The sequence below is a fragment of the Domibacillus indicus genome, from assembly GCF_000970685.1.
Taxonomy (GTDB): Bacteria; Bacillota; Bacilli; order Bacillales; family Domibacillaceae; genus Domibacillus; species Domibacillus indicus.
This window is the reverse complement of record NZ_LAJB01000003.1, coordinates 219,275-236,580: the sequence shown is the minus strand read 5'-3', so window position 1 is coordinate 236,580 and position 17,306 is coordinate 219,275. Positions and strand designations below refer to the sequence as shown.

16 protein-coding genes and 1 other RNA gene are annotated in these 17,306 nt (G+C 45.3%); 15 read left to right on the top strand and 2 right to left on the bottom strand.

Features of this window, described 5'->3' with window-relative positions; all coding sequences use genetic code 11:
* Position 1 precedes the first annotated feature (1 nt).
* From VP98_RS05525 to VP98_RS05470, 13 genes are all read left to right on the top strand, one after another.
* Positions 2-259, top strand: coding sequence for a glutaredoxin family protein (locus tag VP98_RS05525; protein ID WP_046174352.1), 258 nt, complete (start codon positions 2-4; stop codon positions 257-259).
* A 142-nt stretch (positions 260-401) separates the two neighbouring features.
* Positions 402-1,430 (top strand): sugar-binding transcriptional regulator, encoded by a 1,029-nt coding sequence (locus VP98_RS05520; protein WP_046174351.1) that lies wholly within the window; start codon positions 402-404, stop codon positions 1,428-1,430.
* A gap of 64 nt (positions 1,431-1,494) precedes the next feature.
* Positions 1,495-2,502 (top strand): type I glyceraldehyde-3-phosphate dehydrogenase, encoded by a 1,008-nt coding sequence (gene gap, locus VP98_RS05515; RefSeq protein ID WP_046174350.1) that lies wholly within the window; start codon positions 1,495-1,497, stop codon positions 2,500-2,502.
* Between the two features lie 152 nt (positions 2,503-2,654).
* The gene (locus VP98_RS05510) at positions 2,655-3,836 is read left to right on the top strand and encodes a phosphoglycerate kinase (protein ID WP_046174349.1); all 1,182 of its coding nucleotides are present in this window, start codon (positions 2,655-2,657) and stop codon (positions 3,834-3,836) included.
* Positions 3,837-3,865: 29 nt separating this feature from the next.
* Positions 3,866-4,627 (top strand): triose-phosphate isomerase, encoded by a 762-nt coding sequence (gene tpiA / locus VP98_RS05505; RefSeq protein WP_046174348.1) that lies wholly within the window; start codon positions 3,866-3,868, stop codon positions 4,625-4,627.
* Positions 4,620-6,155 carry a 2,3-bisphosphoglycerate-independent phosphoglycerate mutase gene (gene gpmI, locus VP98_RS05500; protein WP_046174347.1) on the top strand — a complete coding sequence of 512 codons (1,536 nt, stop codon included), beginning with the start codon at positions 4,620-4,622 and terminating at the stop codon, positions 6,153-6,155. Before tpiA ends, gpmI begins: the two co-directional genes overlap by 8 nt.
* A 15-nt stretch (positions 6,156-6,170) precedes the next feature.
* Positions 6,171-7,466: a phosphopyruvate hydratase gene (eno, locus tag VP98_RS05495; RefSeq protein WP_046174346.1), complete on the top strand. Its 1,296-nt coding sequence runs from the start codon at positions 6,171-6,173 to the stop codon at positions 7,464-7,466.
* 104 nt (positions 7,467-7,570) lie between these two features.
* Positions 7,571-7,807, top strand: a complete 237-nt coding sequence (gene secG / locus VP98_RS05490; protein ID WP_407919202.1) for a preprotein translocase subunit SecG — start codon at positions 7,571-7,573, stop codon at positions 7,805-7,807.
* A gap of 71 nt (positions 7,808-7,878) precedes the next feature.
* Positions 7,879-8,625 carry an alpha/beta hydrolase gene (locus VP98_RS05485; RefSeq protein WP_046174345.1) on the top strand — a complete coding sequence of 249 codons (747 nt, stop codon included), beginning with the start codon at positions 7,879-7,881 and terminating at the stop codon, positions 8,623-8,625.
* 26 nt (positions 8,626-8,651) lie between these two features.
* A complete protein-coding gene (gene rnr, locus VP98_RS05480) occupies positions 8,652-11,018 on the top strand; it encodes a ribonuclease R (RefSeq protein ID WP_046174344.1) in 2,367 nt (788 codons plus the stop codon).
* Positions 11,019-11,036: 18 nt separating this feature from the next.
* On the top strand, positions 11,037-11,504 hold the full coding sequence (gene smpB, locus VP98_RS05475; RefSeq protein ID WP_046174343.1) for an SsrA-binding protein SmpB: 468 nt from the start codon (positions 11,037-11,039) through the stop codon (positions 11,502-11,504).
* Between the two features lie 175 nt (positions 11,505-11,679).
* Positions 11,680-12,041, top strand: a transfer-messenger RNA (tmRNA) gene (ssrA, locus tag VP98_RS18490).
* A gap of 337 nt (positions 12,042-12,378) precedes the next feature.
* Positions 12,379-13,038: an acetyltransferase gene (locus VP98_RS05470; protein WP_046174342.1), complete on the top strand. Its 660-nt coding sequence runs from the start codon at positions 12,379-12,381 to the stop codon at positions 13,036-13,038.
* Between the two features lie 34 nt (positions 13,039-13,072).
* On the opposite strand, the gene VP98_RS05465 is transcribed toward VP98_RS05470, so the two are convergent.
* On the bottom strand, positions 13,073-14,920 hold the full coding sequence (locus VP98_RS05465) for a polysaccharide biosynthesis protein (RefSeq protein WP_046174341.1): 1,848 nt from the start codon (positions 14,918-14,920) through the stop codon (positions 13,073-13,075).
* A 134-nt stretch (positions 14,921-15,054) separates the two neighbouring features.
* Positions 15,055-15,381, bottom strand: coding sequence for a MerR family transcriptional regulator (locus VP98_RS05460; protein WP_046174340.1), 327 nt, complete (start codon positions 15,379-15,381; stop codon positions 15,055-15,057).
* Between the two features lie 607 nt (positions 15,382-15,988).
* On the opposite strand from VP98_RS05460, the gene VP98_RS05450 reads away from it, so the two are divergent.
* Both VP98_RS05450 and VP98_RS05445 read left to right on the top strand, forming a co-directional pair.
* A complete protein-coding gene (locus VP98_RS05450; protein WP_046174338.1) occupies positions 15,989-16,270 on the top strand; it encodes an AbrB/MazE/SpoVT family DNA-binding domain-containing protein in 282 nt (93 codons plus the stop codon).
* Between the two features lie 65 nt (positions 16,271-16,335).
* Positions 16,336-17,157, top strand: a complete 822-nt coding sequence (locus VP98_RS05445; RefSeq protein WP_046174337.1) for an undecaprenyl-diphosphate phosphatase — start codon at positions 16,336-16,338, stop codon at positions 17,155-17,157.
* The last annotated feature ends 149 nt before the right edge of the window (positions 17,158-17,306 follow it).

Sequence of the window (17,306 nt, the reverse complement as noted above, 5' to 3'; positions counted from 1 at the left end):
AATGAAGGTTTATTTTTATACAAGGCAGGGCTGCCATTTATGTGAGGACGCCTGGCTGATTGTAAATATAGCTGCTGAAGAGCTCGGCCTTGTAGTCATGGAGCGGAATATTGAAGAAAAAGATGAATGGATGGAGGAATACGGGCTAATGATACCTGTTGTGGAAGCGTCCGGTGAGGTTATCGCTTATGGCCAGGTAGATTATGCTGCCTTGTTTACAAAGCTGAAAGAAAAGTTAACAAACAATTTAAAAAAATAACGGGCTCTTTTCGTTGATTTTTAAATAATGCCCTGCTACAATAAGTCTGTAAGCAGGGAAAAATTTTTTTCAACCGGGTGGGACGTTCGACGTTTTACTTGGGACAAAAACAACCCCAAGAGACCGAAGAGGAGCGCAGGATATGAAACCGATCTTGAATATTCAACAGCAGCTCGTACCGGACCTGCTTGACATCATGCAAAAACGCTATCGTCTTTTGCAGGCGGTCAGAATTGCCGGAACGGCTGGAAGGCGCACGCTTGCACAGTCATTAGGCATGACAGAGCGCGTTGTAAGAAGCGAAGCGGAGTTTTTGAAAGAGCGCGGACTGCTTGATTTCAGTGCATCAGGAATGAAATTAACAGAAACGGGTATGGATGTTGTGAGAGAACTGGAAGAATTGATGCTGGAACTTAAAGGTATTGATTCAATGGCTGAAGAGCTGAAAGCCCGCTTCAAGTTAAAAGAAGCTATTATTATTCCTGGCAATTGCGACGAATCGGCATTCGTGAAAAAAGCAATCGGTGAGGCGTGCGTAAGCCGCATAAAGAGCCACCTTAGCGGAAAGACTATCATCGCTGTTACAGGCGGTTCGACAATGGCAGACGCGGCCAGAACAATGAAACCGGATTTTGCAGAAGGAAAGCATGTATTATTTGTGCCGGCCCGGGGCGGTATTGGGGATGATGTCCGCAATGAAGCAAACACGGTGGCAGCGTTAATGGCACAAAATACAAACGGGTCACACCGTGTTTTATACGCACCGGAGCGGATCAGCCCGGACGTACGCGAATCTCTTCTTCAAGAGCCGGCTATCAAAGAAGCCGTCAGCATGATTCAATCGGCTGACATTGTTCTGCATGGAGTCGGAAATGCGATCTCCATGGCGAAACGCCGAAAAACGCCGGATGCGGAGCTTTCATTGCTGGAACAAAATGAGGCGGTGGCCGAAGCTTTTGGCTACTATTTCAACAAGGAAGGCGAAGTGATTCAAAAATTATCGACAATCGGCTTAAAACTGGAAGATTTGCAGCATGCAAAAGTCGTTATTGCGGCAGCAGGCGGCGCATCAAAAGGAAAAGCGATTCGTTCATACTTAAACGGATCACCAAAGCTTGATATTCTTGTGACAGATGAAGCAGCCGCACGGGAATTGCTTGAAGAATTATAATGCGAACATCCCGCCGTTCAAAAGAACTGGCGGTTTGATAAACAATTTTGAGGAGGAAACACTCATGGCAGTAAAAATTGGTATTAATGGTTTTGGACGTATTGGACGTAACGTATTCCGCGCAGCACTTAAAAATCCGGAAGTTGATGTAGTAGCAATCAACGACCTTACAGATGCGAATATGCTTGCACACCTTTTAAAATACGATACAGTTCACGGCACACTTGACGCAGACGTAACAGTTGACGGCGACACAATCGTTGTTAACGGCGAGCGCGTAAAAGTAACAGCTGAACGCGATCCAGCACAAATTCCTTGGGCTTCTAACGGTGCGGAAGTAGTTGTTGAATCAACTGGCCGTTTCACAAAGCGTGCAGACGCGGCGAAACACCTTGAAGGCGGCGCGAAAAAAGTTATCATCTCTGCTCCGGCCTCTGATGAAGATATCACAATTGTTATGGGTGTTAACGAAGATAAATATGATGCAGGAAGCCATCAGGTTATTTCAAATGCATCTTGTACAACAAACTGCCTGGCTCCATTTGCAAAAGTCTTGAACGAAAAATTTGGAATCGTACGCGGTATGATGACAACTGTTCACTCTTACACAAATGACCAGCAAATCCTTGACCTGCCGCACTCTGACTACCGTCGTGCACGTGCAGCAGCAGAAAACATGATCCCAACTTCTACAGGTGCAGCGAAAGCCGTTTCTCTTGTTCTTCCAGAATTGAAAGGCAAATTAAACGGTATGGCAATGCGTGTTCCAACACCAAACGTTTCTGTAGTTGACCTTGTAGCTGAATTGAAGCAGGATGTAACAGCTGAAGAAGTGAACGAAGCGCTAAAAGCAGCAGCTGAAGGCGACCTTAAAGGCATTCTTGCTTACAATGAGCTTCCGCTTGTATCTTCTGACTACAATGGCTCAACAGCATCTTCAACAATTGACGCTCTTTCAACAATGGTTATGGAAGGCAACATGGTAAAAGTTCTTTCTTGGTACGATAACGAGAACGGCTACTCAAACCGTGTCGTTGACCTTGTTCAATATATCGCGTCAAAAGGTCTTTAATTAAACAAGCTGTTTTTCAGGCTATAGCTTGGAAATCAATAGTTCACCATCTATAATGAAAAGGTGAAACGGGGAGCGGGATTGAATCCCCGCTCCCTTTTTTTGTGTTTAAACCGTTTCATGCTTTTTAATTACACTGGGAGGTCTGCTCAATGAACAAAAAAACGATTAAGGATCTGGAGCTGAAAGGAAAACGCGTATTTTGCCGCGTTGATTTCAATGTTCCGATGCAGGACGGCAAAATTACGGATGACACACGGATTCGTGCTGCGATTCCGACAATTGAGTACCTGTCTGAACAGGGAGCCATCGTTCTTCTGGCAAGCCACCTTGGCCGTCCAAAAGGAGAAGTAAACGAAGACATGCGCCTGACTGAAGCTGGCCGCCGCCTGGCTGAGCTTACAGGCAAACAAATCGCCAAAGTAGACGAAGCATACGGCGACAGTGTGAAAGAAGCGATTTCCGGCATGAAAGAAGGCGACATTCTTCTTCTTGAAAATGTCCGTTTCTATCCGGGAGAAGAAAAGAATGATCAGGAGCTGGCAAAAGAATTTGCTTCGCTTGCAGATATCTATGTAAATGATGCGTTCGGTGCGGCTCACCGTGCTCACGCTTCAACAGAAGGTATTGCTCATCTTCTTCCATCTGCTTCCGGCTTCTTGATGCAAAAAGAACTGGACGTGCTTGGAAAAGCGTTGTCTGAGCCAGATCGTCCGTTTACAGCAATTGTTGGCGGTGCGAAAGTAAGAGACAAAATCGGTGTAATTGATCACCTGCTTGATAAAGTAGATAACTTGATCATCGGCGGCGGTCTTGCATATACGTTTGTGAAAGCACTTGGGCATGAAATTGGAAAATCTCTTTTAGAAGAAGATAAAATGGACCTGGCCAAAGAATTTATGAAAAAAGCCGAAGAAAAAGGCGTGAAGTTCTTAATGCCGGTTGATGTTACGGTAGCAGATGATTTCGGTGAGCATGCGAATACAAAAATCGTGCCAATCGACCAGATTCCGGCTGATTGGGAAGCTCTTGATATCGGCCCGAAAACAATCGAGCTTTATGCAGAAACAATTAAAAATTCAAAACTTGTTATCTGGAATGGCCCAATGGGTGTATTCGAACTTGATAAGTTTTCGAAAGGAACACGAGGTGTGGCACAGGCACTGGCTGATTCCGATGCGTATTCTGTTATCGGCGGCGGCGATTCGGCGGCGGCTGTTGAAAAGTTCGATCTTGCTGATAAAATGAGCCATATTTCAACGGGCGGCGGAGCCAGCCTTGAGTTTATGGAAGGCAAAGAGCTTCCAGGCGTAACTGCACTGGACGACAAGTAATTCATAAGAAGTAGAAAGGGGATTTATTCATGCGCAAACCTATTATTGCAGGGAACTGGAAAATGAATAAAACGCTTGGCGAAGCGATCGAATTCGCAAATGATGTAAAAGGAAAAGTGCCATCATCAGAACAAGTGGACAGCGTGATCGGCGCACCGGCTTTGTTTCTTGGCCAGCTTGTTGAAGCGGTAAAAGGAACAGATGTTAAAATCAGCGCGCAAAACGCTCACTTTGAGGACAATGGTGCCTACACAGGTGAAACAAGCCCGAAAGCACTCGCCGATCTTGGTGTTGAATACGTGATTATCGGCCATTCAGAGCGCCGTGAAATGTTTAATGAAACAGATGAGGCTGTTAACAAAAAAGCAAAAGCGATCTTTAACCATGGCATGACACCAATTATCTGCTGCGGTGAAACACTTGAGCAGCGTGAAGCAGGCGAAACGAATGAATTCGTTGCCGGCCAGATTAAAGCGGCACTTGAAGGATTGTCAGAAGAGCAGGTTTCAAAATCTGTCATCGCTTACGAGCCAATCTGGGCAATCGGCACAGGCAAATCATCTTCATCAAACGATGCAAACGAAGTATGTGCGGAAATCCGTGAAACGGTTCGCGGCCTTTATTCTGATGCAGCGGCTGATTCTGTCCGCATTCAATACGGCGGCAGCGTAAAGCCGGAAAACATTGCTGAATATATGGCACAGCCGGATATCGACGGCGCACTTGTCGGCGGCGCAAGCCTGGATGCGGCATCGTATCTTGCGCTTTTGGAGGCTGTAAACAATGGCTAAAGGACCGGTTGCGCTCATTATTCTCGACGGGTTCGCCTGCCGGGCTGAAACGAGCGGAAATGCGGTGGCACAGGCAAATAAGCCAAATTTCGACCTTTACTGGAAGCAATTCCCTCATGCGCAGCTGACAGCAAGCGGAGAAGCAGTCGGCCTGCCAGAGGGGCAAATGGGCAACTCAGAAGTCGGCCATATGAATATCGGTGCCGGCCGCATTGTATATCAAAGTTTAACACGCATTAATATTGCGATTCGCGACGGTGAGTTTTACGAGAATGAACAATTCTTAAAGGCCGCTGCTCACGCGAAAGCAAATGGAACGGCTTTGCACTTGTTCGGTCTTTTATCAGATGGCGGCGTACATAGCCATATTGACCATTTAAAAGCATTGCTTGAATTTGCAAAGCGCCAGGGCCTTGAAAAAGTGTTCGTTCACGCGTTCCTTGATGGACGTGATGTAGGCCCGAAAACAGCAAAAGGCTATATTGAAGATGTCCAGGCGAAGATGAATGAACTTGGTATCGGCCAGTTTGCAACACTTTCCGGCCGTTACTATGCAATGGACCGAGATAACCGCTGGGAACGTGTGCAAAAAGCATATGATGCCATTGCGCAAAATGATGCACCAAAGTTTGCTGATCCGATTGAGGCACTTGAAGCATCTTATGCAGCAGATGTTGTTGATGAGTTTTTCATGCCGGCCGTTATGACTGATAAAAATGGCGTGCCGATTGCGAAAGTACAGGACAACGATGCAGTGATTTTCTTTAATTTCCGTCCGGACCGTGCGATTCAATTGGCAAATGTGTTTACAAATGAGGATTTCATGGGATTTGACCGCGGCGAATTCCGTCCGAAAAACTTATTTTTTGTCTGCATGACACCATATTCTGAAACAGTGAAAGGTGTTATTGCGTATAACAAAACAGATTTATCAAATACTGTCGGAGAAGTATTGGCCAACAACAACCTTCGCCAGCTCCGCATTGCGGAAACGGAAAAATACCCGCACGTTACGTTCTTTATGAGCGGTGGACGTGAAGGAGAGTTCCCTGGTGAAAAGCGGATCCTGGTAAACTCACCGAAAGTGGCAACCTATGATTTGCAGCCGGAAATGAGCGCTTATGAAGTGACGGACGCGTTGCTTGCGGAAATCGAAGGCGACAGACAGGATGCCATTATCTTAAACTTTGCAAATCCGGATATGGTTGGACACTCAGGGCTTCTTGAGCCGACAATTAAAGCAGTAGAGGCAGTTGATGAATGCCTGGGCCGGGTGGTTGACTTAATTTTGTCCAAAGGCGGAACGGCCATTATTACAGCCGATCATGGCAACGCAGATGAGGTTTTAACAGTTGAAGGCAAGCCGATGACTGCTCATACAACAAATCCGGTGCCTGTTATTGTGACGAAAGAAGGCATCGCATTGCGTGACGGTGGTATTTTAGGTGATTTGGCACCAACAATGCTCGATTTATTAAATGTAGAACAGCCGGTTGAAATGACAGGAAAAACACTAATTCAAAATTAAGGGAGAGACAAAATTATGCCAGTAATTACAGACATTTATGCACGCGAAGTGCTTGATTCACGTGGAAATCCAACAGTTGAAGTAGAAGTATACACAGAATCCGGTGCATTTGGACGCGCGCTTGTTCCATCTGGTGCATCAACAGGTGAATACGAGGCAGTAGAACTTCGTGATGGTGACAAAGGCCGCTACCTTGGCAAAGGCGTAGAGCAGGCTGTTAAAAATGTAAACGAAGTAATCGCGCCGGAAATCGTCGGCAGCTACGTAGTAACAGATCAAATCGGCATCGACAAAGCGATGATCGAGCTTGATGGCACAGAAAACAAAGGCAAATTGGGTGCAAACGCAATCCTTGGTGTATCTATGGCCGTTGCCCATGCAGCAGCTGACTACCATGGCGTATACCTTTATGAATATCTTGGCGGCGTAAACGGCAAGCAGCTTCCAGTTCCAATGATGAACATTGTAAACGGCGGCGAGCATGCAGATAACAATGTTGATATCCAGGAATTTATGATCATGCCTGTTGGCGCTCCAACATTCAAAGAAGCGCTTCGCATGGGAGCGGAAATTTTCCATAACCTAAAAGCAGTTCTTCATGGAAAAGGCTTGAACACAGCAGTTGGTGACGAAGGTGGTTTCGCGCCAAACCTTGGTTCAAACGAAGAAGCTCTCCAAACAATTATTGAAGCAATCGAGCGTGCCGGCTACAAGCCAGGCGAAGAAGTGAAGCTGGCAATGGACGCTGCATCTTCTGAGTTCTACAACAAAGAAGACGGCAAATACCATCTTTCTGGCGAAGGTGTTGTAAAAACATCTGCAGAAATGGTTGACTGGTACGAAGAAATGGCAAATAAATATCCAATCGTTTCAATCGAAGACGGTTTGGATGAAAACGACTGGGAAGGCCACAAATTGCTTACAGAGCGCCTTGGCGACCGCGTACAGCTTGTTGGCGATGACTTGTTCGTTACAAACACGAAAAAGCTTGCAGAAGGTATTAAAAACGGCGTAGGCAACTCAATCCTGATCAAAGTGAACCAGATCGGTACATTGACTGAAACTTTTGATGCGATCGAAATGGCAAAACGCGCTGGCTACACAGCGGTTATCTCTCACCGTTCAGGTGAAACAGAAGACGCAACAATCGCGGATATCGCAGTTGCAACAAATGCCGGCCAAATCAAAACAGGTGCTCCTTCACGTACAGACCGTGTAGCGAAATACAACCAGCTTCTTCGCATCGAAGACAACCTGGCTGAGCTTGCACAATACCTTGGCAACGACACATTCTACAACTTGAAAAAATAATTATGCATAAAAAGCCCGGCGGCCGCCGGGCTTTTTTGCGCATAATCAGGAAATATGATACAATCGTTATATCTAGAAGTTCGTTTTTAATGGGGGTTAATACTATGTTGCATACAGTGCTTATTGTGCTGCTCGTTATTGTAGCTATTTCGCTTATCGCGGTTGTTTTGCTGCAATCAGGGAAAAGCGCAGGCCTTTCCGGTGCCATTTCCGGCGGTGCAGAGCAATTATTCGGAAAACAGAAAGCGCGCGGCATTGATCTTGTGCTGCATCGCTTAACGATCGTTTTATCCGTGCTGTTTTTCGTTTTAACCATTGCACTTTCTTATTTTGGTTTATAATAAAAAAAGGCGATTCAGCTGAATCGTCTTTTTTTCGTTTGCAGGATGTTAAAGGAAAGGAAAGATATAACATGAAACTAACACTGCCACAGCCATTTACATTTGAAGCAGGAAAACGCGCCGTTCTTCTTCTGCATGGGTTCACCGGGAATTCATCAGACGTGCGCATGATTGGCCGTTTTCTTGAGAAAAATGGATATACCTCACATGCACCCCACTATAAAGGTCACGCTGTCCCGCCAGAAGAGCTTGTGAAAACAGGACCGGAAGACTGGTGGAAGGATGTAGAGGACGGCTACAACCACCTTCTTGAACTCGGTTATGAAGAAATTGCCGTGTGCGGACTGTCGCTCGGCGGTGTTTTTGGGCTGAAACTCGGTTATACTAAACCAGTAAAGGGTATTATCCCTATGTGTGCCCCCATGTCAATGAAAGATGAGCAGACCATGTACAAAGGGGTAGTGGAGTATGCGCGCGGTTTTAAAAAGTTTGAAGGAAAAACCGAAGATGTTATTGAAAAAGAAATGGAAGCATTTAAACAAACACCGATGAAAACACTGAACGCGCTCCGGGATCTTGTACAGGATGTCCGCGGCCATATTGACCACATTTATGCTCCGGTTTTTGTCGTGCAGGCACGCCAGGACAAAATGATTGATCCGGACAGCGCCAATGTTATTTTTGAAGGTGTGGAAACCGATGAAAAACAATTGAAATGGTATGAACAGTCCGGTCATGTGATTACACTTGATAAAGAAAAAGAGCAGCTGCATGCAGATATTCTCGCTTTTCTTGAAACGCTTGACTGGACGGTTTAACCTTTGTAAAAGGAGGCGGGTTCCAAATGGACCAGCACATAGAAAAAATCGTCGACCGATTATTAACGTATATGAAAGAAGAATCGTACAAGCCGCTGACCGTCCAGGAGCTTGAAGAAGCAATGGGCATCGAAGGATCGGAAGGCTTTCGTGATTTCGTCAAATCACTTGTGTACATGGAAGAGCGCGGTCTTGTTGTCCGGACCCGCGCGAACCGGTACGGGCTTCCTGAAAAGATGAACCTTGTCCGCGGGAAAATATCCGGCCATGCAAAAGGGTTTGCGTTTTTGATCCCCGATGAGCAGGGCGTGGATGATGTTTTTATTCCACCGCATGAAACAAAAGGCGCGCTGAACGGCGATGTGGCACTCGTGCGGGTTACGAAAGAAGACCAGAATGGAACGCGCCGGGAAGGTACGGTTATCCGCATCCTTGAGCGCGGACAAACCGATGTGGTCGGAACATTTATCGACCAAAAAAGCTTCGGTTTTGTGGAAACCGATGATAAAAAATTTACGGCTGATATTTTTATCCCCAAGGAAAAAACAGCCGGAGCGGTTGATGGCCATAAAGTCGTTGTCCATATTACGCGCTGGCCGGAAGGAAGACAGGCCGCAGAAGGTGAAATTAAAGAAATTATCGGGCATAAAAATGATCCGGGAGTCGACATTATGTCGATTATTTACAAGCATGGACTGCCCCAGGAATTCCCCGAAGAAGTGCTTGATCAGGCCAATGCGGTGCCGGAACAAATCGATCCAAAGGACATTGAAGGCCGGCGGGACCTCCGCGATGAGGTAATTGTAACGATTGACGGCGCCGATGCAAAAGACCTGGATGATGCCGTGACGGTGACAAAGCTTGAAAACGGCAATTATAAACTGGGTGTTCACATCGCCGATGTCAGCCATTATGCCACGGAAGGTTCTCCTATCGACCGTGAAGCGTACGAGCGCGGCACAAGCGTTTATTTAGTGGACCGGGTTATTCCCATGATCCCGCACCGGCTGTCAAATGGCATCTGCTCGTTAAATCCAAAGGTCGACCGGTTAACGATGTCCTGCGAAATGGAAATTAACCGGTCCGGTGAAGTAGTGAGCCACGAAATTTTTGACAGCGTGATTCGGACAACCGAACGGATGACCTATTCAGATGTAAACAGAATCCTGGTGGATAAAGATGAAGAGCTTCGTGAAAAGTACAGGCCGCTTGTGCCGCTTTTTGAAGAAATGGAAGAGCTGGCGGCAATCCTGCGGCAAAAACGGACCGACCGCGGGGCGATTGACTTTGATTTCAAAGAAGCAAAAGTCCTTGTCGATGAAGACGGCCATCCAACCAATGTGGTTATTCGTGAACGTTCCGTCGGTGAAAAGCTGATTGAAGAATTTATGCTTGCGGCCAACGAAACAGTAGCCGAGCATTTCCACTGGATGGACATTCCGTTTCTTTACCGTATTCACGAAGACCCGAAAGAAGACAAACTGCAGCGCTTCTTTGAATTTTTAACGAATTTCGGACTCAATGTCAAAGGAACGGCAAATTCGGTGCATCCAAGGGCGCTTCAGGAAATTATTGAAGGGGTAAAAGATACACCGGAAGAAACCGTTATTTCAACGGTTATGCTGCGTTCCATGCAGCAGGCGAAATACAATGCGAACAGCCTCGGACATTTTGGCCTGGCGACTGAATTTTACACACATTTTACCTCGCCAATCCGCCGGTACCCGGATTTGATTGTTCACCGGTTAATCCGCACTTATTTAATTCAGGGAGATGTATCACCGGCTACGCAGGAAAAGTGGAACGCGCGCCTGCCGGAAATCGCGGACCATACATCAAGCATGGAACGCCGGGCGGTCGACGCTGAGCGGGATACAGACGAACTGAAAAAAGCGGAATTTATGCTTGATAAAATCGGCGAAGAATACGACGGTGTCATCAGCTCAGTCACAAACTTTGGGATGTTTGTGGCGCTTGAAAACACAATTGAAGGGCTCGTGCATGTTTCCTACATGACAGATGATTATTATCGCTACGACGAACGCCATTTTGCTATGATAGGAGAGCGCACCGGCAATGTTTTCCGCATTGGGGACGAAATTACGATTCGTGTCCGTGATGTCAACAAGGAAGAACAATCTGTTGATTTTGAAATTGTCGGCATGAAAAAGCAGCGCCAGCGTCCTAAGCGTACAGATGGAGCAGCTGAAAAAAAACCGCGCGGGCGCGGCAAAAAAGCACAGGCGCTTAAAAAGGAAGACAGAACGGCAAGAAAACCGGCGCGGCCGGATATGAAAGACGGCGGGGGCGGCGAATGGTCGAACCAGCCGCCAAAGAAAAAGAAAAAACGTAAATTTTACGAAGGAATTGCCAAGAATAAGAAGCGCAGGTAAGAAAGTGAGGAACTGCTAATGCCAAAGGGAGAAGGAAAAGTGGTCGCGCAAAATAAAAAAGCGCGCCACGACTATTTTATTGAAGAAACGTACGAAGCCGGCCTGGTGCTGCTAGGAACCGAAATTAAAGCGATCCGTGCGGGGCGTGTGAATTTAAAGGATTCATTCGCCCGCATCCGGAACGGCGAGCTTTTCGTTCACAATATGCATATCAGCCCGTACGAGCAGGGGAATATTCATAACCATGAGCCGCTTCGCACAAGAAAGCTTCTTTTGCACCGGAAGCAGATTAACACGTTAATTGGAGAAACGAAGGAAGCGGGCTATTCGATTGTGCCGCTGAAGCTTTACTTAAAAGACGGCTATGCCAAGCTGTTAATCGGTCTTGCAAAAGGGAAAAAGAAATATGATAAACGCGAAGATTTAAAACAGAAAGAAGCGAAGCGTGATATTGAGCGGGCATTCCGCGACCGGCAAAAAGGTTGATTAAAAGTCTAGAATGTGATATTATTTTAAATAGACTGACGCGGTAATATCTCGTGTCTTCAAATTAGTATAGAAGTTGAGTTATCTATCTAATCAGAAGCAAACCATGCTTTGAACACTTATATCCTGTCAGGCAATGTTCTTATAACGAGAATATCCTGTTTAATTTTAATCCGGGGACGTTACGGATTCGACAGGGATAGTTCGAGCCTGGGCTGCGGGTCAGAGGGCCGGCTCTGTCAAAACGCACTTGCCTATAATAACTGGCAAACAACAAACTCAACTACAAGCTGCCTAATTTAGGTTAGCCTGTGCTCCTCCCGCTGTTGTCCGTGCAGTCGGGTAAGGGGCTCACTTCGAGCGGACTACGCCGGATTCCTACGCCTGGGGATGAAGGAAGAGATTAATCAGGCTGGCTGATTCGACGGCCTGCTATGCGGCAGGCGGGTCAGTGAGACCGAAATAGCATAGCTACACCCGTAGATGCTCAGGTGCCGTTATCTTTGGACGCGGGTTCGACTCCCGCCGTCTCCATACTTGCTATGGAGCAGAAAAAAAGCCTTGCGATATTCGCAGGGCTTTTTGTTTTGTGTTAAATAGTTCCTATGTATTCAGAATGAAATAAAACCGCCGGTGCACAGAAAACTCCTCTCTGGCAGCGGCTTCTTTTTTGGAGGTATCGTCACCTGAAGAAGAAAGTCATTGAAAGAAAAGGGCCGGCATACAGTGAAGGAGGATATATTTGAAAAAGTGGCTTATCCCTGAGGAATGTCTGCCTGCTTATCTGGCAAAAGCCTGCGGTGCACATGGGAATACTGAATTGTCTCTAAGGCCAAGCAATCGGAGAGAGAATTGAATAGCCGGGGTGATCAAATTGAAAAAAATCATTATTATTGGTACAGGAGGCCATGCCAGTGTTTTAATAGATGCGATCGAAAAAGAGAAGAAGTATTCTATATGCGGAATCCTTGATCCAGTCCGTCCTGTTAACACGATTATTTATGGATACCGGGTTCTTGGAACAGAAAGCGTGCTGTCGCAAATGAATAAGCACATCTACGGAGGAATTGTTGCCATTGAAGATAATGGGAGCCGAAAAAAGATGGTCCAGGCTATCCGGACCCTGGTTCCTAACTTTTTGTTTATCTCATCGATTCATCCCGCCTCGTGCATCAGCAGTGATGTGAAGGTAGGGGATGGAACGGTTATAATGGCCGGTGCGGTCATTAACCGCAATGCTATTATTGGCGAACACTGTATTATTAATACGAAATCCTCGGTTGACCATGACTGTATTTTAGGAGACTATGTGAGTGTCGCGCCAGGAGCCACGCTCGGCAGAAATGTTCAAATTGGCAACAGTGCCGTTATTGCGCTGGGAGCGAACGTTATTCATTCTATCCGCATTGGTGAACATACCGTTATCGGAGCAGGCTCTACTGTTTTACAAAACATAGAGCCTTATTGTGTAGCGTACGGCACACCTGCGAGAACAATCCGGTCCAGAAAACAAGAAGACAGCTGCTTTTCTTAAAAGAGAAAAAAGCGGTTTTTTCTGTAGGAATATATCATGAAAAATGATTAATCTGATACGCGGGCACTATTTCCTTGAGAAGCTTTTTGATCTCCAGATCAGCCTGCGCATCTTCAGGTGAATAAACGAGGTTTTCCAGCCGGCTGATGAAAAGCGGAAGATTGATTTCGGCCGGATCGGCCGGCTTTGTAACGAAAATGAGCTCGTGTCTGGATGCGAGGCTTCCTTCTTCATGTGTAAATAGTTCTTCGTACAGCTTTTCGCCCGGCCGTATGCCTGTATAAGAAATAGAAATGTCCTGGCCGGGAGTCAAGCCGGACAGTGTAATTAAATTTCGGGCCAATTCACTAATTTTTACGGGACTGCCCATATCCAGAATGAAGATCTCCCCTCCCTCGGCCAATGCCCCTGCTTGAATCACAAGCTGTACTGCTTCGGGAATGGTCATAAAATAGCGGGTCATATCCGGGTGTGTGACCGTTACAGGGCCTCCATTTTTAATTTGTTTTTTAAATAAGGGAATAACACTGCCTCTGCTGCCCAATACATTTCCAAAACGAACCGCGACAAAGTCTGTGCTGCTTTGCTGATTCATCGTTTGGATAATCAGTTCGGCTATTCTTTTTGTTACGCCCATAACACTGGCTGGGTTCACTGCTTTATCCGTAGAGATCTGGACGTATCGTTCCGCTTTATAATGGTGGGCGCATTCTGCCAGATTTTTCGTGCCAAATATGTTCGTCTTAACTGCTTCAGCCGGATTGGCTTCCATTAATGGCACATGTTTGTGGGCGGCTGCATGGAAAACAACTTCAGGACGATAAGCAGAAAAAATTTGCTTTATGCGGTTTTTATCTTCAATATCGGCAATCAATGCTTTTACGGGCAGATGTGGATATAATTGTTCAAGTTCTTTTTCAATTGTATAAATACTGGTTTCTCCATGGCCAAGCAAAAGAAGGTTTTTTGGTTTGAAAGCTGAAACCTGCCTGCATATCTCAGAACCGATCGACCCGCCTGCGCCGGTGACTAAAATCGTTTTCCCTTGTATATAATGAGCGATGGCCGGGATGTCTAACTGAATGGGAGGACGGCCGAGCAGGTCTTCCACGTTTACTTCACGGATTGTATTCAGTGTAATGCGGCCGTTAATAATATCCGTAAGGCGGGGCAGGATTTTTACATCGACACCGCTTTTTTGGCACGTTTTTAAAATTTTCGTAATTTGCTTTCCCGAGGCAGATGGAGTGGCAATAATGACGAGCTCAATATTGTATTTGTTAATCACCTTTTCAATATCCTGGCTTGTGCCGGCAACGGGCATATTTCGAACCTGGAGGCCGATTTTTTCAGGGTCATCATCGATAAAGGCAACAGGGTAAAAAAAAGGATTGGTAGATTTTTTCAGTTCTTTTACGACGAGGATGCCTGCACTGCCGGCACCGATAATCAGTGTTCTTTTTCCTTTCTTGTTAAATATCCCTTTGTTTTCATTAAAAGACCATAAAAGAAGGCGCACAAGCAAAAAAGCCAATAATGTGACAGACCAGGCTGTAAAAAGAAGAGAGGGGGGGATATTTACTGCATTCCAGTGGGAAAGCTCATAGTGAATAAAGCCGGCTGCGGCAAACGTAAAGGCAAAGCTTTTTCCGATGACTTTTGTTTCGCCCATACTCGCAAAGCGCCATAAATGGCGGTAGTGGTGAAACAAGTGAAACCCGGCAATTAAAGTGCTCCATAACAGAAAGAAAATATAAAGGGCTCCGGATACGTTTATCCTTTCGGTCGCCTGGTAAAAAACAAAGCAGGAACTCGCGACGGCAAGAAAGATGATAAAGGAATCCAGCAGAAGGGCCAGGACGTATCTTTGATGCCGTTTCACTTCAATACCTCCTTCTTTATCTTTTTATTTTCTTTATTTGTATATGAGTAAAGAAAATGGAATGTGAAAAAACGAAGAAAATAATAAATAGGTGCATAAAAGAATTCCCGAAAATCGAATTTTCGGGAATTCTTTTATTTAAATTTGTTTTGGATACCAAACCGGGCATTTAACTGGCCTTTGATCATGCTGCGCTTTAATTTTTCCTGATCCGGTTTTTTCTTCATTTCCTGCCTGATCTCAAACGTTCGTACGCCATCTTCCATCTGATTGGCAATATCCATTAGTGTTTCTACATCCCCGAAGGAATATTTTCGTGTCCCGCGCTCGGAGCGGTCAGGAAAAATAAGCTGCCGCTCTTCATAATAGCGGATTTGACGCTCGGACAGGCCGGTCAGCTCACTCACAATGCCGATCGTAATGACTTTTTTTGTTTTGTAACTTTTTTCTTCTTCCGTCATAAGATCACCTCGAAATGGGATACATTCACATTATATATCATTTCTGATAATTATGTAACGAAATTATGTTATGTTTTATTACATTTATATTTTTGTGTAATGAAACATAACATTATTCTAGGCGGCCTTTGTATAAGTGACAGAGAAAAACAAGTCCCGGGTACTGGCAGGTTATCCATCTGCAAAGTTGTAGAGCAAGGAAGTTTATATTTTTATGGAAGCCTTTCATATAAGTGAATTTATTGCCAGAGTGGAAACAGAAGCGGTCAGCTGCCATTGCAGCTGGAGAAGAACAGATAAAGTGGGCTATCGTTACAACCAAAAGCCTGCAGGTGTAAATCCAGCTGAATACTGTCTGCAGGCTTTTACAATTTTAAGTCGTCTGAAAAAGATATCTTTTAAGAATGGTGTTAAAAAATAGAGAAAAATAAAGCTGGTTCTTTAGTTAAGGAGAAAGAAGGCGTAAAATTCACCTTAATCGTGATCGAAGTCATGTTGGGTAAATAGATTAACAGGTATTTTAACCTATATTATATTGAGTTTTTTTATTTTGATTATCGAAAAAGATTATAAGATAGTGTAAATATCCCGGGAAAAGAGGTGAAATATGATTCAGGTAACAGCTAAGCGAGTAGTAGATGGACAGGGAAGAGTAGTATTGCCGAAATTTGCACGAAGAAAGCTTGGTATTCAACCGGAGGATCATATGCTCGTTACACTTGGGCAGGAAGAAATTATTATAGAAAAACTAGCCGGGCCGGCCGGAGGCAAAACAGTATGCTGCCTCTCGGGAATCAGATCCGCAGAGTGCCGGTCATTTAGCGGCGGAATTCACTTAAGCAGGGAAGCCGCTTTGCTTCTTCTCGAAGAAATAAAGTCTAAACAGTAAACGATTGGCGTATAGTGAAAAGTGTGCTACTTTAAAGAGTGGAAATCAGATGAAGGAGAACGAAAATGGATTTTATCACTCTATTAAAAGCGGTTATTCTGGGTCTTGTCGAAGGCCTCACTGAATTCGCGCCGGTCTCGTCTACGGGACATATGATTATTGTTGATGAAATGTGGCTGCGGTCACATGAGTTTCTGGGGAAATACGCAGCGAATACTTTTAAAATTGTTATTCAGCTGGGCTCAATTTTAGCCGTTGTAGTGGTGTTTCGAAACAGGTTTATTGATTTATTAGGATTAAAAAAAGAAACAAGGGGACAAGGAGGCCGGCTTAAGCTGACGCATGTTATTGTTGGCTTGCTGCCAGCCGGGATACTGGGAGTGCTGTTTGAAGATTTAATTGATGAATACTTATTTTCAACAGAAACAGTATTGATCGGGCTTGTGATTGGTGCGTTTTGGATGATTGCAGCTGATTGGATTGGAAGAAACAAACGAACAGTTGAAACGGTCGATCAAATTACGTACAAGCAGGCTCTCTCTGTTGGATTGATTCAATGCTTATCACTTTGGCCAGGGTTTTCTCGTTCTGGAGCAACCATTTCCGGTGGTGTGCTGATGGGGATGAGCCACCGGGCTGCTTCAGATTTTACGTTTATCATGGCAGTTCCGATTATGGCGGGTGCGAGCTTTATATCGCTATTGAAAAACTGGCAATACTTCACAATGGATGCTATGCCATTTTTTATCGTCGGATTTGTCAGCGCATTTCTATTTGCGCTGATTTCAATTAAATTTTTCCTGCGGCTTATTAACCGTATAAAGCTGGTTCCATTTGCCATTTACCGCATTGTACTGGCGGCTGTCATTTATTTTGTTTTTCTTTAAACGAAGACTGTCGACAAACTATAGAAGTTGAATGAAGCTTATTCCATGGGCTGTTTACTGTCCTGTAAGAATTCTTTTGAAAAACAGGATAGTGGGCTGCAGGCTGGCGGCTTCGCTTTCCTGCAGGGCGAACGCTGAACCAGCCATCG